This is a genomic window from Hymenobacter radiodurans, assembly GCF_004355185.1.
Taxonomy (GTDB): Bacteria; Bacteroidota; Bacteroidia; order Cytophagales; family Hymenobacteraceae; genus Hymenobacter; species Hymenobacter radiodurans.
This window is the reverse complement of the sequence record NZ_CP037922.1, coordinates 2,009,684-2,033,475: the sequence shown is the minus strand read 5'-3', so window position 1 is coordinate 2,033,475 and position 23,792 is coordinate 2,009,684. Positions and strand designations below refer to the sequence as shown.

The 23,792-nt window shown below is 58.4% G+C and carries 19 protein-coding genes and 2 pseudogenes; 14 read left to right on the top strand and 7 right to left on the bottom strand.

The annotated features are described in order from the left end of the window. The first annotated feature begins 68 nt into the window (after positions 1-68). Complete coding sequence (mtaB, locus tag EPD59_RS09635; RefSeq protein WP_133272591.1) at positions 69-1,400, top strand: tRNA (N(6)-L-threonylcarbamoyladenosine(37)-C(2))-methylthiotransferase MtaB; 1,332 nt, start codon at positions 69-71, stop codon at positions 1,398-1,400. Positions 1,401-1,509: 109 nt separating this feature from the next. On the opposite strand, the gene EPD59_RS09630 is transcribed toward mtaB, so the two are convergent. Both EPD59_RS09630 and EPD59_RS09625 read right to left on the bottom strand, forming a co-directional pair. Continuing rightward, entirely contained in the window at positions 1,510-2,148 is a 639-nt protein-coding gene (locus EPD59_RS09630) for a hypothetical protein (protein WP_133272590.1), read from the bottom strand. 228 nt (positions 2,149-2,376) lie between these two features. Continuing rightward, positions 2,377-3,621, bottom strand: a complete 1,245-nt coding sequence (locus EPD59_RS09625) for an ABC transporter permease (RefSeq protein ID WP_133272589.1) — start codon at positions 3,619-3,621, stop codon at positions 2,377-2,379. 278 nt (positions 3,622-3,899) lie between these two features. On the opposite strand from EPD59_RS09625, the gene EPD59_RS09620 reads away from it, so the two are divergent. After that, the gene (locus tag EPD59_RS09620; RefSeq protein ID WP_133272588.1) at positions 3,900-5,177 is read left to right on the top strand and encodes an asparagine synthetase B; all 1,278 of its coding nucleotides are present in this window, start codon (positions 3,900-3,902) and stop codon (positions 5,175-5,177) included. A gap of 91 nt (positions 5,178-5,268) precedes the next feature. Here the strand turns inward: EPD59_RS09620 and EPD59_RS09615 are convergent, their stop codons facing one another. Beyond that, on the bottom strand, positions 5,269-5,580 hold the full coding sequence (locus tag EPD59_RS09615) for a hypothetical protein (RefSeq protein ID WP_133272587.1): 312 nt from the start codon (positions 5,578-5,580) through the stop codon (positions 5,269-5,271). 55 nt (positions 5,581-5,635) lie between these two features. Here EPD59_RS09615 and EPD59_RS09610 point away from each other — a divergent pair, with 55 nt between their 5' ends. The 3 genes from EPD59_RS09610 (at position 5,636) to EPD59_RS23665 (ending at position 8,014) form a co-directional block, all read left to right on the top strand. Then, on the top strand, positions 5,636-5,938 hold the full coding sequence (locus EPD59_RS09610) for a hypothetical protein (protein WP_133272586.1): 303 nt from the start codon (positions 5,636-5,638) through the stop codon (positions 5,936-5,938). Between the two features lie 193 nt (positions 5,939-6,131). Continuing rightward, positions 6,132-7,421 carry a sugar-binding domain-containing protein gene (locus EPD59_RS09605; protein ID WP_317128507.1) on the top strand — a complete coding sequence of 430 codons (1,290 nt, stop codon included), beginning with the start codon at positions 6,132-6,134 and terminating at the stop codon, positions 7,419-7,421. Continuing rightward, a complete protein-coding gene (locus EPD59_RS23665; protein WP_317128506.1) occupies positions 7,388-8,014 on the top strand; it encodes a hypothetical protein in 627 nt (208 codons plus the stop codon). Before EPD59_RS09605 ends, EPD59_RS23665 begins: the two co-directional genes overlap by 34 nt. Positions 8,015-8,119: 105 nt before the next feature. On the opposite strand, the gene miaE is transcribed toward EPD59_RS23665, so the two are convergent. From miaE to lpxK, 4 genes are read right to left on the bottom strand one after another with little or no spacing between them, the layout of a single operon-like run. Then, a complete protein-coding gene (gene miaE / locus EPD59_RS09600; RefSeq protein WP_133272585.1) occupies positions 8,120-8,728 on the bottom strand; it encodes a tRNA-(ms[2]io[6]A)-hydroxylase in 609 nt (202 codons plus the stop codon). Positions 8,729-8,731: 3 nt separating this feature from the next. Continuing rightward, positions 8,732-9,496, bottom strand: a complete 765-nt coding sequence (locus EPD59_RS09595; protein ID WP_165963532.1) for a putative porin — start codon at positions 9,494-9,496, stop codon at positions 8,732-8,734. 20 nt (positions 9,497-9,516) lie between these two features. Further along, the gene (locus tag EPD59_RS09590; protein ID WP_165963531.1) at positions 9,517-10,701 is read right to left on the bottom strand and encodes a putative porin; all 1,185 of its coding nucleotides are present in this window, start codon (positions 10,699-10,701) and stop codon (positions 9,517-9,519) included. 31 nt (positions 10,702-10,732) lie between these two features. Next, positions 10,733-11,788, bottom strand: coding sequence for a tetraacyldisaccharide 4'-kinase (lpxK, locus tag EPD59_RS09585; RefSeq protein ID WP_133272582.1), 1,056 nt, complete (start codon positions 11,786-11,788; stop codon positions 10,733-10,735). 106 nt (positions 11,789-11,894) lie between these two features. Here lpxK and EPD59_RS09580 point away from each other — a divergent pair, with 106 nt between their 5' ends. The 9 genes and pseudogenes from EPD59_RS09580 to EPD59_RS09540 all read left to right on the top strand — a co-directional run bounded on the left by EPD59_RS09580 (position 11,895) and on the right by EPD59_RS09540 (position 23,772). Beyond that, positions 11,895-12,572, top strand: a complete 678-nt coding sequence (locus tag EPD59_RS09580) for a uracil-DNA glycosylase family protein (RefSeq protein ID WP_133272581.1) — start codon at positions 11,895-11,897, stop codon at positions 12,570-12,572. A gap of 102 nt (positions 12,573-12,674) precedes the next feature. Continuing rightward, positions 12,675-14,042: a sigma-54-dependent transcriptional regulator gene (locus tag EPD59_RS09575; protein WP_133272580.1), complete on the top strand. Its 1,368-nt coding sequence runs from the start codon at positions 12,675-12,677 to the stop codon at positions 14,040-14,042. Between the two features lie 379 nt (positions 14,043-14,421). Then, a complete protein-coding gene (kdpF, locus tag EPD59_RS24080) occupies positions 14,422-14,502 on the top strand; it encodes a K(+)-transporting ATPase subunit F (RefSeq protein ID WP_205703543.1) in 81 nt (26 codons plus the stop codon). 60 nt (positions 14,503-14,562) lie between these two features. After that, positions 14,563-16,262: pseudogene (gene kdpA / locus EPD59_RS09565) on the top strand (potassium-transporting ATPase subunit KdpA). 205 nt (positions 16,263-16,467) lie between these two features. After that, positions 16,468-18,524 (top strand): annotated as a pseudogene (gene kdpB, locus EPD59_RS09560) (potassium-transporting ATPase subunit KdpB). A 199-nt stretch (positions 18,525-18,723) separates the two neighbouring features. Then, complete coding sequence (gene kdpC, locus EPD59_RS09555) at positions 18,724-19,296, top strand: potassium-transporting ATPase subunit KdpC (RefSeq protein ID WP_133272579.1); 573 nt, start codon at positions 18,724-18,726, stop codon at positions 19,294-19,296. Positions 19,297-19,456: 160 nt separating this feature from the next. After that, positions 19,457-20,590, top strand: a complete 1,134-nt coding sequence (locus EPD59_RS09550) for a porin (protein WP_133272578.1) — start codon at positions 19,457-19,459, stop codon at positions 20,588-20,590. A 48-nt stretch (positions 20,591-20,638) separates the two neighbouring features. After that, positions 20,639-21,808, top strand: a complete 1,170-nt coding sequence (locus EPD59_RS09545) for a sensor protein KdpD (protein ID WP_133272577.1) — start codon at positions 20,639-20,641, stop codon at positions 21,806-21,808. A 200-nt stretch (positions 21,809-22,008) separates the two neighbouring features. Then, a complete protein-coding gene (locus EPD59_RS09540) occupies positions 22,009-23,772 on the top strand; it encodes a HAMP domain-containing sensor histidine kinase (protein ID WP_133272576.1) in 1,764 nt (587 codons plus the stop codon). Positions 23,773-23,792: the final 20 nt, after the last annotated feature.

The window sequence follows — 23,792 nt, the reverse complement described above, 5'->3', positions numbered from 1 at the left end:
GCGCTACAATCAGCTATCGTACACGGCACCCGTAAAACCTGTCTTCCTTCGTACCTTTGCGGCTTCTTATGGAAACCAAGAAAGTTGCTTTTTACACGCTGGGCTGCAAGCTCAATTTCTCCGAGACGTCGGCCATTGGGCGGCAGTTTGAGGAGCGCGGCTTCCGCAAAGTCCCCTTCGAGGACGCGGCCGATATCTACGTCATCAATACCTGCTCCGTCACCGACCACGCCGACCGCAAATGCCGGAAGGTGGTTAAAGAGGCTCTGAAGCATAATCCGGAGGCCTTCGTGACCATTGTAGGCTGCTACGCGCAGCTAAAACCCCAGGAAATAGCGGAGATTCCGGGCGTACACGCCGTGTTGGGCGCGGCCGAGAAATTTCAGCTCGTGGATATTCTGGCTGGCTTCGAAAAAGCCCCCCAGACGCAGGTATATGCCAGCCCAATTAGTGCCGCCACGGAATTTCACGCCGCCCATTCCTTCGGCGACCGTACGCGCACTTTCCTTAAGGTGCAGGACGGCTGCGACTACTCCTGCTCGTTTTGCACCATTCCGCTGGCCCGCGGCAACAGTCGCTCGGGCAGTGTGCAAAGCGTGGTAGAGCGCGTGCAGGGCCTGGCCACGACCGGCGTAAAAGAGATTGTGCTCACCGGCGTGAACCTCGGCGACTTTGGCTTGCAGGGGGCAAATCGGGAGCGGCTGGAGAATTTTTATGATCTCGTGCAAGCTTTGGACGAAGTAGAAGGCATCAACCGCTTTCGTATTTCCAGCTGCGAGCCCAACCTGCTCACCGACGACGTAATTCGCTTCGTGGCACAGTCGCGGCGCTTTATGCCCCACTTTCATATTCCGCTGCAAAGCGGTTCGGACAAGATTTTGGGCCTAATGCGCCGCCGTTATCGCCGCGCCCTCTACGCCGACCGCGTGCGCCTGATTAAGGAGGTAATGCCCCACGCCTGCATTGGTGTTGATGTGATTGTGGGCTTTCCGGGCGAAACGGAGGAGGATTTTCTGGAAACCTATCAATTCCTAAACGATCTGGACATCAGCTACCTGCACGTTTTCCCGTATTCAGAACGCGAAAATACCCTGGCGCCCACCCTACCCGGCCGTGTGCAGGACCGCGTGCGGCACGAGCGCACCACCCAACTGCGAAGCCTGTCGGAGAAGAAAAAACGTCATTTCTATGCCCATCACGTAGGTCAGGAGGCAGAAGTTCTTTTCGAGGATGATGTCACCAACGGCATAATGGAGGGCTTCACACCGAATTACATCCGCGTGGCCGTTAAATATGACCCGTTATTGGTCGGCGAGCTGAAGCGCCTGAGACTCAGTGCTGTTAATCCGCAAGGGCAGATGGAAGCCGAAGAACTTGGCTTCGAAGTGTTGCAGCATTAACAAAAAGGTATAGCATCTGCCGAGCGTCAAAATCAGATGCTGTACAAAACAGGAATGCCCAGACCCTAAGGTCTGGGCATTCCTGTTTTTCTATGAAAACAACCCTGGATTATGCCTTTCGCTGCATTAAATCTAGCATCTGCTGCATGAGGCGCTGCTGCTCTTGCAAGTGCTGATTACGCAGCTCGGCCATAGCCAGCTGATGCGCCATTTGCTGAGTATAGAGCGCGGTTTGCCAGCTAGGATCCACCTGACTGTAAAGCGTAGCCCCTGGAATAACGGCGGCTACCTCAGGCATTGGTGGTTGCGCCACAGCGGCGGCAGTAACTGGTGCCGCTACTGGGCTAGCTGCTTGAGTCTCAGCCTCGGGCTCAGCAACGGTTTGTGACGCAGAAGTTTCGGGGGCAGGCCTCGCAATGGAAACGGCAGCCGGGGTAGCCGCGGCGGGCTTTTCTTTGATTGCAAGAGGCTTGGGTGAGTTGTTTTCTGCCCGATCTGCGTTGCTCTTTGCTTCGCCTGATTCCGCCACCATCGGCCCGGTGCCCTGCAATAGCCAGTCTTTTGACAGATTTGGATACACTTCAAATACTTTGCACAAAAGGTCAAAACCCGGCTTATTACGCTCGTCCACCAGATGCTGAATCACGGTCGCAGTCTTATCCAGCGACGCAGCAAAGGCGTTTTTTGAAATACCTAGGTAAGCAATAAATTGCGCAAAGCGCTGACCAACAGTTGTATTTTCAGGCATATTCAAAAGGTTGTCGCTGTCTAGGCAGCAAGATATAACCAAATGAATAAAATTGTTTTCTAGTCGGCGCGGCAGCTACAAACCATGTGGCGCGAAGAGCCGCATGGGCGAGGCAAAAATTTTGGGGCGAGAGTCGGATTTCTCCTTTATGCAAACGCCCGCCTCCAGATACCAGAGGCGGGCGTTTGAAATTTTCAGCAGCTAATCCGACGGAGCCGGGACTCGCTCCTACTCGTACCGCAACGACTCGATCGGGTCGAGGCCGGCGGCTTTGCTGGCCGGATAGTAACCCGAGGCCAGCCCCACGCTCACGCAGATTACCAAGCCAATCATCATCCATAGCCAGGGCACCAAAAACGCACCGCCACCGGGAATAAAGAGCGAAATAGCGTTACCGCCAGCCACGCCAAGCACGATTCCGAGGGCGCCGCCCATCACGCAAATCACGATGGCCTCAATGAGAAACTGCTGGCGAATCTGGAGGGCCGTGGCGCCCAGCGCCTTGCGGATCCCGATTTCGCGGGTGCGCTCCGTCACCGAGACCATCATGATATTCATGAGGGCGATGCTGGCGCCGAGCAGCGTAATAAAGCCCACAATAAAGCCCCCCATCCGCAGATTACCCGACAAACTATCCAGCGTAGCCACGGCAGAGTCGCTGCGCTCCAACTCAAACGAGTCTTCCTGCCCGAGTCGGTCGCCGCGCACGGCGCGCATGATGCCGGTGGCCTGCCCCATGATAAAATTCAGGTTATCGGGGTCGGTGGTGGCCGTTTTAATATCGAAGGTAAGCGCCCGCTGCCGGGGCAATTGGTTACCAGTAATCAAGGGAATAAGCACAAGCCGGTCGGCCCCTCCGCCCCCGCCCATGCCACTGCCGCTGGCTTCTAGCTGCCCAATTATCTGGAAGCGCTGGCCCAGAAAGAACACGTATTGATCGATGGCGGATTGATCAGGAAAAAGCTTTTCCTTGATTTCAGTGCCTACAATGGCCACATTGGCGCCCACCTCCAATTCAGTAGGCGAAAACGAGCGGCCATCCTCCAGGTTATAGCTCTGAATGCGCAGGTAGTTCTCGTCGCCGGCTACTACCTGCATATTGGGGTTGGTTTTGAGGCCGCCGGCTTTTACTTCTGTAGCGCCGGTAATGAAGGCAGAAATGCCTACCTGCGCAACGTCACCGAGGCGCTCTTTGTACTGCCGGGCCTGTAAGTAATTGATGGCCGGATAGGTACGCCCCTGCACACCGCCGCGCCGGAAGCGGTTGGTATACCCCTTAGCCGTCATCTCAAAGGAATTGGCCCCCAGACTGGCAAACGTGTTGGTCAACGACGACTTGATGGCGTCGATGGCCGTGAGAATTCCCACCAGCGACATGATACCGATGCTCACAATAAGGGCCGTGAGCACGGTGCGCAGCAGATTACTCTTGATGGAACGGAAAGCCTCGCGGATGTTTTCTAGCAAGTGCATAATAGCGGCCTGATGGCGACAAGACGAAAAGAAGAAGACCGAGAAAAAACCCTCTTAAACCGGTCTGAACAAGCTAGCAGCCACGATTTGGGCCGATGCCTGGTGATGCAAGTTAGCCGGTTTTGGGCAGATTCCGTCCGGGTTTTGCTACCTTTAAATCATTCCTAAATGCTGCGTTTCCTCCTTCCTCACCCGTCTTTGTCTCATTAATCGTTATTCGCCTATCCCGGTTATATGTCTCGTAGTATGTCTGCTCACTTTTTGACTCTAAGAATCTGATGCTACTAAAACGCTTTTCGTTTCTGCTGTTGCTGGCGGCCCTGTGGCTGGGAGCACCTCTGGCCGCCTGGGCCAACCAGATTCTGATTCCGATGGATGAGGCGCAGAAAGAGCACCTGAAGGCCTACGGCGCTACCTACTGGCTGCTCAGCAAACAGGTGGAGGTCGATTGGCTGCTCAATTACCGCGGGGGGGCTTTTTCCTGTGCCTCAGCCCCGGGCATCGAAAACGAGCTGACTGTGCGCGGGGTAAGTTTTCAGGTGATTTCCTCGGCCCAGTACGGCAATATTTTGCAGGAAATAGCTGATCCTAATGCCAATATGGACATTATGAAGCTGGAGAAAGTACCCAAAATTGCAGTGTACACGCCCAAGGATAAACAGCCTTGGGACGACGCCGTGACGATGGTACTAGCCTACGCCGAAATTCCATACACCCAGATTTACGACGACGAAGTGCTGCGCGGCGACCTGCCCAAGTACGATTGGCTGCATCTGCACCACGAAGACTTCACGGGCCAATACGGTAAGTTTTACGCCTCCTACCGCAACCGGCCCTGGTATCAGCAGCAGCAGCGCGACTCGGAAGCGGCAGCTAAGCGCAACGGCTTTGCCAAAGTGAGCCAGATGAAAGGCGCTGTGACGGTCAAAATGCAGGAATTTATTGCTGGCGGGGGCTTTTTGTTCGCCATGTGCTCCGCTACCGACTCCTACGATATTGCCTTGGCCGGCCTCGGCCTTGATATGGTAGAAAGTATGTACGATGGCGACCCCGCCGACCCGCAGGCTCAAAGCAAGCTCAACTTCAATCGTACGCTGGCTTTCAAGGACTTCCAACTCGTGCGCGACCCGTATCAGTACGAGTACTCCAGCATTGATATGCAGCCCTACGAGCGCGGCGTGTACGAAGACAACGACTATTTTCAGCTCTTCACTTTCTCCGCCAAATATGACCCAGTGCCCACCATGCTCACCCAAAACCACGAGAAGACCGTGAAGGGTTTTATGGGCCAAACCACCGCTTTCCGCAAAAGCCTGGTGAAGTCCGACGTCATCGTGATGGGCGAAAACAAGCAGTCCAATGAGGTGCGCTACATGCACGGCACGCTGGGCAAAGGCACCTGGACGTTCTACGGCGGCCATGACCCCGAAGACTACCAGCACTTGGTGGAAGAAGAGCCCACTGACCTAGCTCTGCATCCCAACTCGCCCGGTTACCGCCTGATTCTCAACAACATTCTGTTTCCAGCTGCGAAGAAGAAGAAGCAAAAAACCTAAATAATACTCGCCACTATAGGTAGCGAAATAACGTAGCGAAAAGCCCCCAGATGATATCTGGGGGGCTTTTTCACTATTGAATTTGGTGCTTCTATTTAGCGGTAGTCAGCTGAGTAGTGGGGCTGATCTGCACGATTTGGCGTGGCAATGCCGGAATATCTTCGTTTTTGTACGGGTCGATATCCAGCGTCAGCTGCACTAGTACGGGTTGCCCATTGGCCACTCCCGACACGATAAGCTGGTACGCCATGCCACCTGCCTCTGTCATATAACTCAACTTGAAACCTTTGGCGGGCTTCCCGGCGATGTAGCACTCAAAAGGAGCCATGTCGGTCCGCTTGTGTTCCCGCTTCATTTGCTTGGCAAATTCCTCCGGCGCCGTCTTCATGACCGCGTAATCCATGTACATCCAGGTTATGTCGTATTTATCGCATTTCACCTGATACGGACTTGCGCTTGTGCAGCCATCGGCAACTTCTAAATTCTGTCCACAAAAGTTAACGGTGGGCGTAGGCGTGGGCGTTGAAGTCGTGTTCGGTGCTTCCGCCTGCCCAAAGGCCAAGGATGAGCAAAACAACAAAACGAGAGTACAAATACTTTTCATGGCTATAAATATGCGCATTATCCGGTTGTCGCAAAAATATTCAATTCAGCAGCTCGCCAATTACTGGGGATTTGATGTTTCTGCTAAGCTGGCGTCAGTGGAATTTGATTCATTTCTACAAACAGTGTGCCTCTATATTTTCATATTCATCTTTTGAGTGTTTTATATGGTCAAGTCAGGCTCTGCCATACCCGTCAGGATGCAAGTCTGAATGAAAGCGCAGGTTCTTTCCCGTAAATTCATACACGAAATGAATTAGGCCGTATGGAGGTCTTGGGGGGCAAATTCAGCAATCCTGACTAGCTCACCCCTCATTCGCTTCCGCCCCGACTACCCTTAACCCTGTCCGTATGGATCTTGATCATTCCAACTACGGCTTTTCGGCCAGCAAAGAAGAAGACCGCCTGACCGAAGACCTTACCAATCCCCTGCCCCGAGCGGTCCTCCGATTCAACTCCTATTCTCTACTCGACGGTGAATGGCGCTTTGCTATCGACGAGGCCGACGCGGGCCTGCGCGACGGCTGGTACCTGGGCCACGACTACAAGCACACCGCCCAATGGCCCGGCTCCATTGAAGAGCACATGCTAGAGTCTAAAGAGCATCCTCACTCCGTTGGCTGGCACGATAAGATCGTGGCGTGGTATGAGCGTGAATTCACGTTACCGGAGCTGGATGAGTCGTTGGAGCAGTCACGCACCATGCTCCAGTTGACGTTTGGGGCCTGCGGCTACGAAACGCGGGTGTGGCTGAATGGCCGTTTGCTTCGCACGATAGAGGGCGAAGATGTGCATTATGGCGAGTACACGTCGTTTTCTTACGAGCTACGCCAGGAAAATCTGCACCTCGTCAACCGCCTTACCGTGCGCATCGCCGACACGATGGATGCCGAAACTCCGCGTGGCAAGCAGGAATCGCACGTGTATAAGCGTGGTGGTATCTGGTACCAAACGTATACCGGCGCGGTGCGCAGCGTATGGCTGGAAGTAGTAGAGCGCAACCGCCTTCGTTCCCGCTTGGGGGTGGTGAGCATCGTGGAAGACCAGCTAGTCCGCTTTAATCTTACTACCCGCGTCCACGACCCCGGTTGTTATACCCTGCGTCTCAAGGTGTTTGAGCGCGACGCAGCGGATGATAGCAGCCCCCTCGCCACCTCCGATTTTCCCTTGCGCTTGGAGGCCGGCCAGAAATCGCAACGGGTAGTGCTGGAGCTGCCGGGCGCGGCTCTGTGGTCAAACAGCTCGCCTCACCTGTATCGCCTCGTAGCCCAGCTTATTGATCCTGATGAGTACACTGCTCAAATCGAAACGTATTTCGGGCTGCGCAAAATAGAGGCCCGGGGCCGTTATGTGTACTTGAATAACCAGCCTATCTACCTTGATGGTATTCTGTACCAGCCGGGCACAGCTACCTACGAGGAAATGCGCAAGCATATGTACGCCATGAAGGAACTGGGCTGCAACCTGGTGCGCGTGCACATCGCCGGCGTCGATCCGCGCATTTATAACCTGGCCGATGAGCTAGGCCTGCTGCTTTGGGTGGAAGTGCCCAGCCCCCACAGCTCTACCCGCGAAGCCGCCAGAACCATCAGGCCGAATTGCTGCGCATGGTGGCGCTTATTGAGACGCACCCTTCCGTAGTAATTTGGAGCCTGTATAATGAAGATTGGGGAGCGCAGGATATTGCCACCAATCCCGAAACGCGGTCTTATATCGTGGATATGTACCACTATATGCAAATTGCGCACCCGCAGTTTCTGGTGGTGGATAACGATGGCTGGCACCACATTTCCCACACGGGGCGACTGAAGTCCGACCTGCTCACGGCCCACCTCTACACCCCCGATCTGGACCGCTGGCGCGAGCTGCTCGACCGCCTCGTGGGGGGCGAAATGGAAGGCACGGCTGCCTTTCCGCTCGTAGTGGGCGACCCATTTTTTTACCGCCGCCAGGTGCCACTCATCGTCAGCGAGTGGGGTGGTTTTGGCTTTCCCGACTACGGTGGCCCCAAAGATGCCAATGAGCGCACGGAGCGAATTCGCGATTTCAAACGTGAGCTGCGGGCCCGCCCTATTGCCGGCGATGTGTATACCCAGGCCACCAATATTGAGGATGAGCGCAATGGCCTCATCGATCCGCAAACGGGCGAATTGAGTGTACCGCCGGGCCTGCTGGCCTCGCATACGGAAGAACAGCAGGGGCAGCCACAGACCACCAAGCCGCAGGCATCCTAGTTCAACCAACAAAAAGCCCCCAGAAGTCGTCTGGGGGGCTTTTTGTTGGTTCACGAATTCTTAGCGGCTTGTTATACTTACAACGGTAGCTACAGCCTGCTGTTATTAGTGCATCCGGTCGTCGCGCACGGGGAGGTTTGTTACAATTTCCCCCTCGATTTTTAGTAGCTCCTGCAGGCGCTCATCCACCGTCTGCTTGTCGCAATATTCCTTGGCAAGTTCCACGTAGCTCACGAAGTGACCAGCCTCCGATACCATTAGCTCGTAGTAAAACTTTGACAAATCGGGATCAGGGATATGCTTCCACAGCAGCTTAAACCGCTCGCAGCTACGGGCTTCTATCAGCGCGCTTACCAGCAACTGATCCATCAGCTGCCGCTCACGGGCGCCGCCCTTGCGAACATGCGCCATCAGCTGTACTACGTACTCGTCGCGGCGCGGACGCCCTAGCTCATAGCCCCGCTTGCGCAACTCGTGCAGCACCCGCTCGAAGTGGGCCCACTCCTCGGCTACCAGCTCCGTCAGCTCGTCAACCAGCCGCGTTTTTTCGGGATATTTCACAATCAGGCTAATGCCCGTGCTGGCAGCCTTTTGCTCGCAGTAGGCATGGTCGACGAGAATATCCTCGATGTTCTTGCTGGCAATATCCACCCAGCGCGGGTCGGTATTCAGCTTGAGCTTGAGGATGGTTTTTTCTTTTGACTCTTGTTCCATGGATTAATCGAAAAACTGCCACTTCAGGCCCACTTCAAAGCGGCGCGGTAACCCGGTATAGTAAGGCGTGGTGAAATAACCGTTGCGGTGCAGGCCTTGGTTCAGGTAAGCCATTTTCAGGAATACCGACACGGTACGAATATCGATGTTCACGAAGGCATCGAGCAGGGAATAACGCCGAATTCGGAACTGATCCTGCACGAAAAACTGCTGGGTACTGGGGCTATAATCGTAAGCCCGAAACCGCGACTGGTAATAATATTCCGTTCCGATCTGCCCAAACAGCGCCTTTTTGAAAATATAGCCCTGGTAGTAAACTTTCGCATTGGCTACTAAGCTAGGAATGCGCAAGCCTTCCTGGTCGCCGCCCAGCGTGTAGGTGCCCTGGTTATCGGCAAAGAAGTTACCGACCTGAAAGCGGTGCCGCACCCCAACGATAACCAGTTGCCGCTGCTCAGAAAGTTGGGCTGGCTCCGCTTGTGCATTGTAATAAACAAGGCTCGAAATGTTGGCCACCGCCACCGATGCTTGTAAACGCTGCTTGCCTAGTGTCTGATCGAGACGGCCCGTCAGCTGATTGACAAAAGTGTTTTCGAAACGGCTGTAGTTGTTCCACTCGTAATGATTGCCGCTGAATTCGCGCTCCGTGAGCGTAGGAGCATAAGAAGTGCTGTAAAACTCGGCCGTAATTGGGCCGGTACGCGCGGCTGCTTTTCCCCAATATTCGGGTTTGCGGCTCGCCTCGCCGGGCGCCGAAATGTCTGGCACCTTGATTTCTCCGGCGGCTTCTACCCCAAATATGCGGTAGCGGAAGGCCGCATTGCCCCCAGAAATATCTGGTTGTAGGTGCGTATGGGCACATTATCTTCCGCCACGGTTTCCTCAATCCGGCTACTCGTAGACAGCCGCGCCAGCCGGTGGCGACCGTACAGCCGGTACTCCACCAACTTTGTAGCTCCCAGTACCCCTACGCTGTTCTCCGCTTGCTCAAACGTCGCCCGGTCGTTCGTGACGTTGGGGCTCAGGCGGGTGCGCGGGTAATAAAGGGGCTCCGTCGTACCGCGCGGAATCTGGTCATCGTTATAGCGGTTGGTCTGGCGGCTGATGTCCATCACATGGAAAGCCGTGAGACCTTTACCCAGCAGCCGATAGGTTTGTGCTAGATGGATACGGTCGCGGTCGTCGCGGTTTCGGGCTTGCGTTAGCCACACCCGCTCATCGTCGTACTCGAACAGGTTCTCGGTCACGATGCGGTTATCATCACTGATATCCTCGGGTTGGGGTACAATACCACCCTGCTCGATGGCTTCATGCCGGGCAGTATTCACATTGAAAAGTAGATGATACCGGTCGTCGGTGGTTTGATAGCGCACAAAAAAGAGCACCCCTGAATGTCTGGTTAGGCCTTCCGCACCTACGTCTGTAAAGATCTTGTTGGAAGAGAACCGCTCGTAAGCGAAGCCCACGTTGGCGTTGCGCTTAATGCTCCGGCTGTACGACAACTCAAATACCTGCTCGCCGGTACCGCCCTGCACGAAGCGAAAAAACGTGTAGGGCGAGCGGGTATCATAGTACGGAATGGTGGCCGAGTTGCGCATGTACTTATCAAATACATTGCGGCCCAGACGGGCGCCAAGCTGGGTATTTGGCTCCCAGAGCAGGCGGCGCGAGGCCGTGCCGCCGTTGCCGAGGTCCTGCTGAAAAGTGCTGTCGTGGTACCAGTTGCGGGCCTGCTGCATCCCAACCAACGTAGTATCCACCATGCGGCCTTCGTGCTTTTCGCGCAACACGTCGGCCTCCCGAATGACGAAGGTGGTTTTGGCGCCGTAGAGTGTTTTGGTGGTGTCGTCGACAACCTGGGCCTGCGCTGTAAGTGGGTCAAAAAAGCCCCCCAGCACTAGCAATAGCCCCGTGAGCCAGCGAAAGAGCCGGCTAGCAGGCAGCCCACGGGCAGATTCTGAACAGTCGGGCACAGGCGTAGAGAAAAGCGAAAACAGTGAAAAGTCAGACAACAGCTTGGGGCTGAAAGTAGGGAGAAAGCAATTGCCGCAGCCGGGTGGCGTCATCGGCCAGAAACTGTACGGTAATCGGGATGTAAAAGACAGGCAACGGCGCTACCGCCGCCCGCAAGCTTGGTTCGAGCAAGCGCACGGCGTCCTTCTGGGTGGTAAAAACGCATTGACCGGGTTGTAATTGTGCAGCCAGAGCGGCCACATCGGCCGCGGTGAAGGCGTGGTGGTCGGAGTAGCTGGCGTGGTGCCTGATACGGTAGCCAGCGGCCGCCAGATATACCCGTAGCGGTTCGGGCTGCGCAATGCCCGTGAGCAGCACGATATCAATGCCGGGGGGCTTTTTCAGGCTGCCCAAGGCCACGGGCTCGCCGTAGGCATAGGTTGAAAAAAGAACCTGCACGTCGGGTCTGGCATAGCGCCGAACTTGGTGGGTTATTTCCTCGCGCTGGGCTGGAGTTAGCGTCTCGCTACACTTGGTGACTATCACAGCATCGGCACGGCGGGCCCCGGCACGGCTTTCGCGCAGACGCCCGGCGGGCAGCACATAGTCGGTATAAAACGGGCGCTGCTGCTCGGTAAGCAGAATGCTGAGCGCGGGACGTACGCGCCGGTGCTGATAGGCATCGTCCAGCACCACGGTTGTTAGATCAGGGCAAGCAGCTAGCAACTGAGTTAATCCCGCCCGCCTGTCTTCGGCAACTGCCACCGGAATTTGCCCCCCAAAGTCCTGATAATGCTGCAACGGCTCGTCGCCGATGGTGGCGGCGGTGGCGGCGGTATCGGCTAGGCGGAACCCCTTGGTACGACGCCCGTAGCCCCGGCTTAGGATGGCAGGTTTTGCTCCCTGAGCCCGCAGTTCGGTTACCAGCCAGGCCACATGCGGCGTTTTTCCGGTGCCCCCCACGCGCAGGTTTCCAACGCTTATCAACGGTATTTCAAAAGCGAATGATGGCTTCAAGCCTTTATCATACAACCAGTTGCGCACGGCCATTACCCCGGCGTAAAGCCAGGCAAACGGAAGCAGCAACAAAACCAGAAATGGTGGCATGAGAGAGAATTGGGCCTGGGGGGCAAAAGTACGCGGAAAAGCAGAGTACGCCACTTTTACTCTTTCGGGCCAGCCATACGTAAGTGCATACAACTGCCCTGCTACTATGTCCACCTTCGGCGCTCGTCTCCTGCACTTTCTGACCAGCTTTCCCCTACCCACAACGCTGCCCGACAATGTACTGGCTTTCAGCCCTTACCTACAGGAAACTCCCCAAGCGTTACTCACGCAATTTGCCAGCCGCTACTACGCCGACAATCGGCCGCGGGTGGCGCTGCTCGGCATTAATCCGGGCCGTTTGGGCAATGGTCGCACTGGGGTAGCTTTCACCGATCCAGTGGCTTTAACCGCCTGCGAAATCTCAAATGCGCTGCCGCAGCAGCGGGAGCCGTCGAGTCAGTTTGTACACGAAGTAATAGCGGCTTTAGGCGGGCCGGCGGCTTTCTTCGACCACTTCTTTCTGGGCTCGCTCTATCCCTTGGTGCTTTTGCGCGAAGGCCGCAACTACAACTATTACGACTCGCCTGCCCTCACCGCTGCCCTGGACCCCGCCATCCGTCTTTCCTTGCAGCTCCAGGTGCACGATGTGGGCCTGCGCCGCGACGTAGCCATCTGTCTGGGCCGCCGCAACGGGGAATATCTCACGCGCTGGAATCAGGAATTGCAGCTGTTCGACCAGATTCAAATTCTGGATCACCCGCGCTACCTGATGCAGTACAAGCGCCGCGAATTGGCCGCGCACGTGGCTCATTACGTGGCGGTATTAACGACCGCAAGCCAATAAATCCAGTCAGTTGTGAAAACAAAAGCTGCGGGCCCTCGGCCGCTACGCGGCTTCTCGCGTACTTTGGCTGCTGGCTCGATCTTGCTTTAAAAACCCTGTTTTATGCCCACTGGCACCTTGCTGATCATCGACGACGAAGCTCCTCTGCGCCAGGCTGTGGCCCGTATGCTGGAGCTGGAAGGCTACACCGTGCTGCAAGCGCCCGACGCCCGGCGCGGCCTGGAAACGTTGCAGCAGCACGCCGACGAGGTGCTGGTGATTTTGTCCGACGTGAAGCTGCCCGACGGGTACGGGCTCGACTTGCTGCCCCGCTACAAGCGTAAGGCGCCGCTGGCCGAAGTTATCCTGCTCACAGCTTTTGGCACCATTGCCGACGGGGTGCGCGCCATGCGCGAGGGCGCCTTCGATTACCTTACCAAAGGCGACTCCGACGATCAGCTGGTGGTGGTGGTAGACCGCGCCGTGGAAAAAGCGACTTTACAGCGCCGGGTGGCCGAGCTGGAAAAGCGAGTGGGCGTGCGCTACAGCTTCGAGGCCATAATCGGCCGCGCGCCGACCCTAGAGCAGGCCAAGCATACGGCCCGGCAAGTCGCCCTCACCGACGCTACGGTGCTGCTGGAAGGACCCACGGGCGCAGGCAAGGAGCTATTTGCCCAGGCTATTCACCAGGCCAGCCCGCGTGTCGCCAAGCCCTTCGTGGCCCTGAACTGTAGCGCTTTTCCAAAAGAGCTGCTGGAGTCGGAGCTGTTTGGCTACAAAAAAGGCGCCTTTACCGGTGCCCAGACCGATAAGAAAGGCTTGTTTCAGGAAGCCCACGGCGGCACCTTGTTTCTGGATGAAATCGGGGAGCTGGACGTGACCTTGCAGGCCAAGCTGCTGCGCGTGCTCGAAACCCAGGAGTTTATTCGCCTCGGCGACACGAAGCCCACCCGCGTGAATGTGCGCTTGGTGGCGGCCACCAACCGCAACTTGCGGCAGGAAACCGAGCAAGGCCACTTTCGCCCCGATTTGTACTACCGCCTCTCGGTGGTGGTGGTGCCCGTGCCGCCGCTCAGCGCCCGCCGCTCCGACGTGCCCCTACTGGCCGACTATTTCCTGCATTACTTCGCCGCCAAGCTGCGGCGGCGGCCCCTGGTGCTCACCCCCGACGCCCTGCACGCGCTGGAACAATACGCCTGGCCGGGCAACGTGCGCGAGCTGAAGAATGTGCTGGAGCGCGCCTCCATCCTGACCCCGCCCGACCAGCCCCTGACCCTCGACGGCCTCCCCCTGGAAGTGCAGCTGGCCGCCTTAAATGCCCCCCACCAGCCCGGCGCTGCCCCGGAAGATGAGCGCAGCCTGCGCCGGGCCGAGAAGCAGCACATTCAGCGCGTGCTGCTGGAAGTGCACCACAATAAAACCGAAGCCGCCCGCGTGCTCGGCGTTGCGTTGACCACCTTGTACCGCAAAATTCAGGACTACGGCCTGTAGCTGCCCGGCTTTTGCCCGCCGTTTTTACCCCCACGACCTCGCCCATCTGGCGGGGTCGTTTGCGTTGCGGGGCCTAGCGTTTTGCAAAATACCCTAGCAAAACGCTAGGGTAAGCCGGGCTGTATTCCAAGCTAGCAGGCTGTACGGCATCTTTTTTTAGCATTGATAATCAGTTGATTATTCGAAAAAAAGCAACTCAAACAGCGCTTAGGGCCACCGATTGTAGCAAGCAACGAGAACACATTTCTCACCCTTTCTAACTCCCTGCATATGCCCGCCGCTCTCCTGCTGCCGCTGCTGACCGCCACCGGCCTCGCCGGCTTCTGGCTCTTCTACAAATCCGTCGATTTTTTCGACCACATCTAACTTCCGTTGCGCCATGATGGTCGCCCTTTTTGTCCTGTCGCTGGCCGCCTTCGGCTACTTGGTGTACGTGCTGCTGAAGCCGGAGCACTTTTGATTCCTCCCCGTTGGTCATGCCCCGGCCTCGGCCCGGCATGGCCAGAACCTGTTACTACTTATGAATTCTGATGTATTAGGCATCGTCGCCATCTACTTTGTCACGCTGGGGCTGGCTATTCCGCTGGGCCACTACCTAGCCAGGGTATTCCGGGGCGAAAAAAATGCCCTGGACTTTCTGGCGCCCGTGGAGGGGGGCATTTTTCGCCTCGCGGGCATTGATGCCCGGCGCGAAATGAGCTGGCAGCAGCACCTGGTGGCCCTGCTCACCCTCAACCTCGGCTGGTTTCTGCTGGCTCTGCTCGTGCTCTGCACCCAAGGCAGCCTGCCGCTCAACCCCGATCAAAACCCCTCCATGACGCCCGATCTGGCCTTCAACACGGCCATTTCGTTTCTGGTAAACTGCAACCTACAGCACTACGCCGGCGAGTCGGGCCTCTCCTACCTGTCGCAGCTAGTGGTCGTTATGTTTTTGCAGTTCGTGTCGGCGGCTACCGGCATTGCGGCGGCGGTTGTTGTGTTTAATGCCCTGCAAACCCGCACGACCGAGAAGCTGGGCAACTTTTACCAGTACTTCGTCAAGAGCCTGACCCGCCTGCTGCTGCCCGGCTCCCTGGTTTTGGCCCTGATTCTGGCCTTCAACGGCACGCCCATGACCCTGCAGGGCAAGCAGGAATTGGTGACCGTGCAGGGCGACTCGGTGGCCGTGAGCCGCGGGCCGGTGGCGGCCATGGTGGCCATTAAGGAGCTGGGCACCAACGGGGGGGCTTTTTTGGGGCCAACTCAGCCCACCCGCTCGAAAACCCCAACTACCTCACCAATGCCGCACAGAATATTGCCCTAGTACTCATTCCGGTGGCGATGGTGTTCGCGCTGGGCTTCTACCTGAAGCGGCGGCGGCTGGCCCTGATGATTTTTGGCGTGATGACCATCGGCTTTGCCGCCCTGCTGGCTCCCACGGTGTACTATGAGATGCAGGGCAATCCTGCCCTTACGGCTCTGGGCGTCGCGCAGCCGCTGGGCGCGATGGAAGGCAAGGAAGTGCGCTTTGGCGCCGCCGCTTCCGCCTACTGGTCCATCACGAACACGGTTATCAGCTGCGGCTCGGTCAACTCCATGCACGACTCCTTCATGCCGCTTTCGGGCCTGAGCCAGCTGCTGGGCATGATGACAAACGCCTTCTATGGGGGCTGCGGCGTGGGGCTGCTCAACTTCTTCGCTTACCTGATTATTGCCGTCTTCATTGCCGGCCTGATGGTGGGCCGCACCCCGGAGTTTTTGGGCAAAAAGATCGAAGCCCGCGAGATGAAAATCGCCATTATCGTGACGCTGCTGCACCCGCTGCTGATTCTGGCGGGCACGGCCCTGGCGGCCCACACCTACGTGGGCAACCCTACTGAATACGCCAGTTGACTGGCTAATCCCGGCTACCACGGCTTCTCGGAAATGCTCTACGAGTTCACTTCAGCGGCGGCTAATAACGGTTCGGGCTTCGAGGGCCTGGGCGACAACACGCCCTTCTGGAACATCTCCACCGGCGTCGTGCTGCTGCTCTCGCGCTTCCTGCCCATCATCGGCCCCGTGGCCATTGCCGGCCTGCTGGCCCGCAAGCAATACGTACCCGAATCGGCCGGCACCCTGCCCGCCGACACGGCCACCTTCGGCGCGATGGTGCTGGCCGTCATTGTCATCATTGCCGCCCTGGCCTTTTTTCCGGCCCTGGCCCTGGGCCCGCTGGCCGAGCATTTTTCGCTGTATTAAGCAGAACAAGCAACTCCCCTCCTCAGCCGAGGAGGGGACGCGGCGGCGCAGCCGACGCTGGGGTGGTTGACCCCCGTGCTGATGTTGTTTAGTCGAACGGCCTATCAACCTGCTAAAACGACATCAGCAACGATTAAACCACCCCGCCCTTCGGGCACCCCTCCTTGAAAAAAAGGAGGGGAACTACATAGGCTCCTCTACTCTCATGTCTACTAAATCCCAATCCCTTTTCCAGCCCGCGCTGGTTTCCGAGGCCGTTAAGCAGGCCTTCATGAAGCTAGATCCACGCCTCATGTTTCGCAACCCGGTTATGTTTACCGTGGAAATTGGGACGATGGTCATGCTGCTCGTCACGCTGGGGCTGCTGGTGGCTCCCGATCCGGCGCAGGGCTCATTCGGCTACAACTTCACCGTGTTTGTGGTGCTGTTTCTGACCTTGCTCTTCGCCAATTTTGCCGAGGCCATTGCCGAGGCGCGCGGCAAGGCTCAGGCCGAGAGCCTGCGCAAAACCCGCGAAGACACGCCCGCCCGCGTGGTGGATGAGCGGGGGTCAATTTCCGTCGTCTCGTCTTCCCAACTGCAAAAAGGTCAGGTGTTTCTGGTCGAGGCCGGCGAGATTATTCCCACCGACGGCGAAATTATCGAGGGCCTGGCTACCATCGACGAATCAGCCATTACGGGCGAATCGGCGCCGGTAATCCGCGAGGTGGGCGGCGACAAGTCCAGCGTGACGGGCGGCACCAAGGTGCTGTCGGATCGCATAAAAGTGGTGGTCACAACGGCCCCGGCGAGTCATTTCTCGACAAGATGATTGCGCTGGTGGAGGGCGCCTCGCGGCAGAAAACACCCAACGAAATTGCCCTGACCATTCTCCTGGCTGGCTTCACGCTGGTATTCGTAATTGTGTGCGTCACGCTCGAGCCGTTTGCCCGCTACGCCAACACGCCCATCGCCATTGCCTCGTTCATTGCCCTGTTCGTGTGTCTGATTCCAACCACGATTGGGGGGCTTTTATCGGCCATCGGCATTGCCGGCATGGACCGGGCGCTGCGGGCCAACGTCATCACCAAGAGCGGCAAAGCTGTGGAAACGGCCGGCGACATCGACGTGCTGCTGCTCGATAAAACCGGCACCATTACCATCGGCAACCGCAAAGCCTCCCACTTCTGGCCCGCGCCCGGCGTGGAGGCGCGGCAGTTCGTGGAGCTGGCCGCCCTTAGCTCGCTCACCGACGAAACGCCCGAGGGCAAAAGCATTGTGGAGCTGGCTCGCGACCAGCAAAACGGCTTGAGCATAGACCCGCAGCAGCTGCAAACCCGCCTGCAAGGCGCCGAGCTGCTTAAGTTCACGGCCGAAACCCGTTCCTCGGGAGTGACTTTGGCCAGTGGCACCCGCATCCGCAAGGGCGCCGCCGATGCTATCCGGCATCTGGCCGTGAAAGCCAATCAGCCTTTTCCAGCGGAGACGACGCGGCGCGTGGAAGCTATTGCCAGCAACGGTGGCACCCCGTTGGTAGTCAGCCAGAACGACCAGGTTTTGGGCGTGGTAGAGTTGCAGGACATTATCAAGCCTGGCATTCAGGAACGATTTGAGCGCCTGCGCCGCATGGGTATCAAAACGGTGATGGTCACCGGCGACAACCCGCTTACGGCCAAGTTCATCGCCGAAAAAGCCGGCGTCGACGACTTCATTGCCGAAGCCAAGCCCGAGGACAAGATGACCTACATCCGTCGGGAGCAGCAGCAGGGCAAGCTGGTAGCCATGATGGGCGACGGCACTAACGACGCCCCCGCCCTGGCCCAGGCCGACGTGGGCGTGGCCATGAACTCGGGTACGCAGGCCGCCAAGGAAGCCGGCAATATGGTCGACCTCGACAACGACCCGACCAAGCTCATTGAGGTAGTCGAAATCGGCAAGCAACTGCTCATGACCCGCGGCACGCTCACCACCTTCTCGATTGCCAACGACGTGGCCAAGTATTTTGCCATCGTGCCGGCCCTGTTTATGGTGGCCATTCCAGCCCTAGGCGCCCTGAATATCATGGGGTTGAAGTCGCCGCAGTCGGCCATCCTGAGCGCCGTGATTTTCAACGCCCTGATTATCCCGGCCCTGGTGCCGCTGGCCTTGCGCGGGGTCGCCTACAAGCCGATCGGGGCCTCGGCCCTGCTGCGCCGCAACCTGCTGGTGTACGGGCTGGGAGGCATTTTGGTGCCTTTCATCGGCATTAAGCTGATTGATCTGGTAGTGGGACTTTTCTTGTAGAAATCAGAACGAGAACTCCCCTCCTCAGCTGAGGAGGGGATGCCGTGCCGAAGGCGCGGCTGGGGTGGTTGAAGGCGTTGCTAAGGTTATTTACCTGAACGACCTAACCCTGACTCGTTCAACGAATCAACCACCCCTAGCCCCTCCTCAGCTGAGGAGGGGAACTAACTCTAGTCTTAGCTTTTTGGCTCCCTTTTTTATGAAAACTCATCTTCTTCCCGCTTTCCGTCTTACGCTGGTGCTCCTGGTGGTCTGCTGCTCGGTGTACCCACTGCTGGTGTGGTCCGGCGCGCAGTTAGCTCCTAATCAGGGCCAGGGCGAAACCATCAGTCACAACGGCCGCGTGGTGGGCTTTGCCAACGTAGGCCAAAAATTCGACCGGCCCGAGTACTTCAACTCGCGGCCCTCCGCCGTGGACTATAACGCCAGCGGCTCGGCGGGTTCCAACAAAGGGCCCAGCAACCCTGACTACCTGAGAGAGGTGCACACCAGAGCAGGTGCTTTGCTGCAACAAAACCCCACGCTGCAGTTTGGGCAAATTCCGGGCGAGCTAGTCACGGCCAGCGGCTCAGGCCTCGACCCGCACCTCTCGCCGGCCGGGGCCTACGCCCAGGTGGCGCGGGTGGCCCGCCTGCGGGGCTTACCTGCGGGGCGCGTGCGGGCCTTGGTAGCGGCCCACGTGGAAGAGCCACTGATTGTGTTCTTCGGGCCCGCCAAAGTAAACGTACTCCGCCTGAATCTGGCGCTCGATAAGCTCCACCCCCGTACATAGCGCCCGCAGCAACAATCCCAAACTCTTTTATCACCTTGCTTCTTCGCCAACCCCGGCGGCGCCACTGGCTCAACCATCTCGCTCCCCGGCTTCCTAATCCAACTCAACCCGGCTGGGGGGCAAAATCGACGCTTCGCCCCGAAATGCTGGCCTTCCTTCCATGAAATACCTCCTCACTACTAGCCTGGTTCTGATTGCCAGCCTAACGCTGGCGCAAACCACGCCCGCTCCCGACTCTACGCTGGCCGTGCCGGCAGCGGCGGCTCCGGCGGCGGCGCAACCCAATCCACTAACCTTTTACGGCTTTATCGACGGCTATTACGGCTACGATTTCCGGAGCAACGACACCCAGGACCGCCCCAGCTTCCTGTACTCGCACGACCGCCAGAACGAGTTTACGGTGAATAATACTATCCTCGGGATGCGCTACCAGGATGACAAGGTGCGCGGGGCCGTGGGCCTGCACGCCGGCTCCTACGTAACGGCCAACTACGCCGCCGAGGACCAGGTATTTAAGCACATCTACGAAGCGTACGCTGGCTTTCGGCCGTTCCGCAAGGCTTGGCTCGACGTCGGTATTTTTGGCTCCCACATTGGCTTTGAGTCGGCCATCAGCAAAGACAACTGGACGCTAACCCGCTCGCTTATGGCTGAGAATTCGCCTTACTACGAGGCTGGGGGGCGTTTTACCTACGAAATTGCCCCCCAGCTCACTCTCACTGGCCTGGTGCTGAACGGCTGGCAGAATATCCGCGATAATAACCAGGCAAAAGCTCTTGGCACCCAGATCCAGTGGAAGCCCGGCCAGGGCAAGCTGCTCATTAACAGCAGCGGCTTTTATGGCCAGGAGCAGCCCCAGGATTCGGTGCGCCGGCGCCGCTACTTCCACAACTTCTATGCGAGCTACACCGCCACCAGCCGCCTCTCGCTGGCCCTGGTGTTTGACGTGGGCAAACAGGAAAACGAACGGCGCGGCGCCAAAGCCGACACCTGGCATACCGGCGCGGCCTTCATCCGCTATAAGTTGGCGGAGCAGTGGAACACCACCCTGCGGGGCGAGTACTACCGCGCCGATCGGGGCGTCGTTATCAGCTCCATTTCGCCCATGGTCGGTGCCCCTGGTTTCACCGTGCATGGCGCCTCCCTCAACCTAGACTACGCGCCCACCGGCAACGTATTTTTTCGAGTAGAAGGCCGCGTACTGAACGCTAGGGCCACTATCTTTCAGCAAAAAGACGGGGCAACGTCGGACAGCTACGGCAACGTCACGTCCAGCATTGCCGTGTCTTTTTAAGCCGCGCAAGCCACTCGCCCACCCACTCTACCTGATCCGGTCTTCACGATGGAAACCCCCAACGGCGAGCTGCGCGACCAATCCGCCGAGCGGTTTTTGCGCTTGGTGCAGCAGCGGCGGCGCGGACGCCTGAAGGTGTATCTGGGGCTGGCCGCGGGCGTGGGCAAAACCTACCGCATGCTCCAGGAGGCCCGCGAGTTGCGCCAGCACGGCGTGGATGTGGTGCTGGGCTACGTGGAAACCCACAACCGCCCCGATACCGTAGCCCAGCTGCGCGATTTGCCCGTGGTCCCGCGCAAAACCCTGTTTTACAAAGGCCGCGCCCTCGAAGAAATGGACGTGCAGGCCATTGTGCAGCGCTGGCCGGCGGTGGTTGTGGTGGATGAGCTGGCCCACTCTAACGTGATAGGCTCCAAAAATGAGAAGCGCTGGCAGGACGTGGAAGAGCTGGTAAAGGCCGGCATATCGGTGATTACGGCCGTAAATGTGCAGCACCTGGAGAGCCTGCACGACCAGGTGCTCAAAATAACCGGCACCGACGTGACCGAGCGTGTGCCCGACCAGGTACTCAAGCAGGCCGACGAGGTAGTGAACGTAGACCTGACGGTAGGCGAGCTGCGCGCCCGCCTCGAAGAGGGGAAAATCTACGAGCCGCAGAAGGTACCTACGGCGCTGCAGAACTTTTTTCGGGCCGAAAACCTGCTCCAGCTGCGGCAGTTGGCCGTGCGCGAGGTGGCCCTGCTGCTGGAGCGGCAGATTGAGTCCGACGCCGGGGGCGCCGCGGCCCTGGCCCCTAAGCGCCGCAACACCGATTACCTGCTGGCCTGCATCAACTCCAACGCCCCCGCCGCCCGCGAAATTATCCGCAAAACCTCCCGCCTCGCCGACCGGCTCTCGGTGGCCGGCTGGTACGTGCTCTACGTGCAGACCGGCTACGAAGCCGCCGACCGGATTAACCTGGCCACCCAGCGTCACTTGCTGCATAATCTTCAGCTGGCCACCGAGTTGGGCGCCCACATTCTGCGGGTGAAAGACGACGACGTGGTGGGCACCATTACCCGCGTCGCCCGCGAAAAGAACGTTACCCTGCTCGTGTGCGGCGTCACGCGCGCGAAGAGCGGTTGGGAGCGGATTACCCGCCGGAGCATTACCACCGACCTGATTCGCGCCGTCGCCCGCGCCGACTGGGACCTGGATATTTTTTTAGTGACCTATTAACAATAAGGCTTGAGGAATGAAGAAGAAGGAAGTATGGGACGACACCTGAATTCCCCATTTCCCATTCTTCACTCTTCCCCGATTTGAGGAATGAAAATTTTGCAAGATAAACCTCCAAAACACTGCTGGGGGGCTTTTATGTGGCTGCCTGCTATGAATTCCTCGCTCCTCCTTCTTCATTCCTCCTTAAGCAACGCGTCATGACCGTCAAAACCAAGATTACTTGCGGTTTCCTGGCCCTGCTGACCCTGCTGGTGGCGCTGGGCGGGTACGCGTTTTACACAACGCAGCGCCTGGACCGCAACTCGCGCAACATCCTGAAGGCCAACTTCTACTCCGTCCAGCTGGGTCAGCAGATGCTGCGGGCCCTCGACCAGATGGAAGTTGATTCGGTCGCGGCGGACGGCCTGCGGCAGTTCCGACGGAGTCTCACCCGCGAAGCTGGCAACATCACCGAGCCGGGCGAACAGGAGCTGGTGGACAGCCTCACCCAGCACCTAGCCGACTACCAGCGCCTCTTTGACAACACCGCCGCGCCGCCGCGCCCGGCCGCGCTAGGGCAGCTGCGTCGCCAAACCCACCGCATGATGGAGCTGAACATGAATGCGCTGGTGGGTAAAAATGACCGGGCCAACGCCGCCGCAGCGCGGGCGGGCCGCTACTTGTTGGCTTTTATTGCCTTCAGCGTGCTGGGGGCGCTGGTGCTCGTGCTGAGCGTGCCGGAGGCAGCCGTGGGGCCCTTACGCCAGCTGCAAGCCAGCATCGAGCACGCTACGAACCAAGACTTTTCGGCGACCATTCCGGTGGGGAGCCGCGACGAGTTTGGGCGAGTAGCCCAGGCATTCAACCGGATGCTGGTGCAGCTCAACAACTACCGCAGCTCCACGCTGGCCCAGCTCGTGACCGAGCGCAACCGCGCGGCCAGCATCGTGAACAGCCTGGATGAGGGCCTGCTCCTGCTCGACCAGAACCGGACCGTACTGCTGGCTAATCCCGTGGCTTGTCAGCTCCTGGGCTTGGCGGTCGAGCAATTGGTGGGCCGCCAAGCCGCCGAGGTGGCCCAGCAAAACGACCTGCTGCGCGAGCTGCTCAAACCCCTGGACGCCCCCGGCCGTGAGGCGGCTGCGGCCGATGCGCCCCTGCTCACCATCACCCAAAACGGCGAAGAAGCCTATTACCGCCCGGCCGTGCAGGACCTGGTTTCCTTCAACCAAGCTCTTGACCAGGTGGAGTTTGTGGGGCAAATTCTTACGCTGCGCAACGTTTCCGACTTCAAGCGCCTGGATCAGGTGAAGTCCAACTTCCTGGCAACGGTTTCGCACGAGCTGAAAACGCCCTTATCCAGCATGAATATCAACCTTAAGCTGCTGCTGGATGAGCGCCTGCCCGCCGAGGAGCGCCTGCGCATCACGGCCAGTATCCGCCAGGAAACCCAGCGCCTGCAACGCATGGTGGGCGAGCTGCTCGCCGTGTCGCGCCTCGACAGCGGGGCGGGCATTCAGCTGGACGTGCGGGCCACTAGCCTGACTGACGTGGTGCACTACGCTACGGCTACGGTGCAGGCCCAGCTCGACGACAAGCGCCTCCGCCTCGACCTGCAATTGCCCCCCGACTTGCCCGCCGCCCGCGCCGACGTGGAGAAAACCACTTGGGTGCTCATCAACCTGCTGGCCAACGCCATCCGCTACTCACCGAGCAACGAAACGCTCACCGTGCGCGCCGCGGCCGTGGGCAACCAGGTGCAAGTCAGCGTGCAGGACCACGGCCCCGGCATTGCCGCCGAGCACCACGAGCGCATCTTCCAGCGCTTCGCCCAGCTTCCCGACAAAGCCGGCTACCGGGGCGGCTCCGGCCTGGGGCTGAGCATCGCCCGCGAATTCATCACCACCCAAGGTGGCCGGCTGTGGGTGGAAAGCGAACTGGGTTCGGGCAGCACATTTCGCTTCACGCTACCCGCCGCCTGAGTTGCAATGAGGAATAATGA

Excerpts from the sequence above, each read along its gene's own strand:
- EPD59_RS23665 (WP_317128506.1), top strand. The coding sequence starts at position 7,388 with ATGGTGGCGCTTATTGAGACGCACCCTTCCGTAGTAATTTGGAGCCTG.
- EPD59_RS09625 (WP_133272589.1), bottom strand. The coding sequence starts at position 3,621 with ATGCACTTGCTAGAAAACATCCGCGAGGCTTTCCGTTCCATCAAGAGT.
- EPD59_RS09620 (WP_133272588.1), top strand. The coding sequence starts at position 3,900 with ATGCTACTAAAACGCTTTTCGTTTCTGCTGTTGCTGGCGGCCCTGTGG.
- kdpF (WP_205703543.1), top strand. The coding sequence starts at position 14,422 with ATGATGGTCGCCCTTTTTGTCCTGTCGCTGGCCGCCTTCGGCTACTTG.
- EPD59_RS09545 (WP_133272577.1), top strand. The coding sequence starts at position 20,639 with ATGGAAACCCCCAACGGCGAGCTGCGCGACCAATCCGCCGAGCGGTTT.
- EPD59_RS09540 (WP_133272576.1), top strand. The coding sequence starts at position 22,009 with ATGACCGTCAAAACCAAGATTACTTGCGGTTTCCTGGCCCTGCTGACC.
- EPD59_RS09550 (WP_133272578.1), top strand. The coding sequence starts at position 19,457 with ATGAAATACCTCCTCACTACTAGCCTGGTTCTGATTGCCAGCCTAACG.
- lpxK (WP_133272582.1), bottom strand. The coding sequence starts at position 11,788 with ATGCCACCATTTCTGGTTTTGTTGCTGCTTCCGTTTGCCTGGCTTTAC.
- EPD59_RS09615 (WP_133272587.1), bottom strand. The coding sequence starts at position 5,580 with ATGGATTACGCGGTCATGAAGACGGCGCCGGAGGAATTTGCCAAGCAA.
- EPD59_RS09580 (WP_133272581.1), top strand. The coding sequence starts at position 11,895 with ATGTCCACCTTCGGCGCTCGTCTCCTGCACTTTCTGACCAGCTTTCCC.
- kdpC (WP_133272579.1), top strand. The coding sequence starts at position 18,724 with ATGAAAACTCATCTTCTTCCCGCTTTCCGTCTTACGCTGGTGCTCCTG.
- EPD59_RS09630 (WP_133272590.1), bottom strand. The coding sequence starts at position 2,148 with ATGCCTGAAAATACAACTGTTGGTCAGCGCTTTGCGCAATTTATTGCT.
- EPD59_RS09575 (WP_133272580.1), top strand. The coding sequence starts at position 12,675 with ATGCCCACTGGCACCTTGCTGATCATCGACGACGAAGCTCCTCTGCGC.
- miaE (WP_133272585.1), bottom strand. The coding sequence starts at position 8,728 with ATGGAACAAGAGTCAAAAGAAAAAACCATCCTCAAGCTCAAGCTGAAT.
- EPD59_RS09605 (WP_317128507.1), top strand. The coding sequence starts at position 6,132 with ATGGATCTTGATCATTCCAACTACGGCTTTTCGGCCAGCAAAGAAGAA.
- mtaB (WP_133272591.1), top strand. The coding sequence starts at position 69 with ATGGAAACCAAGAAAGTTGCTTTTTACACGCTGGGCTGCAAGCTCAAT.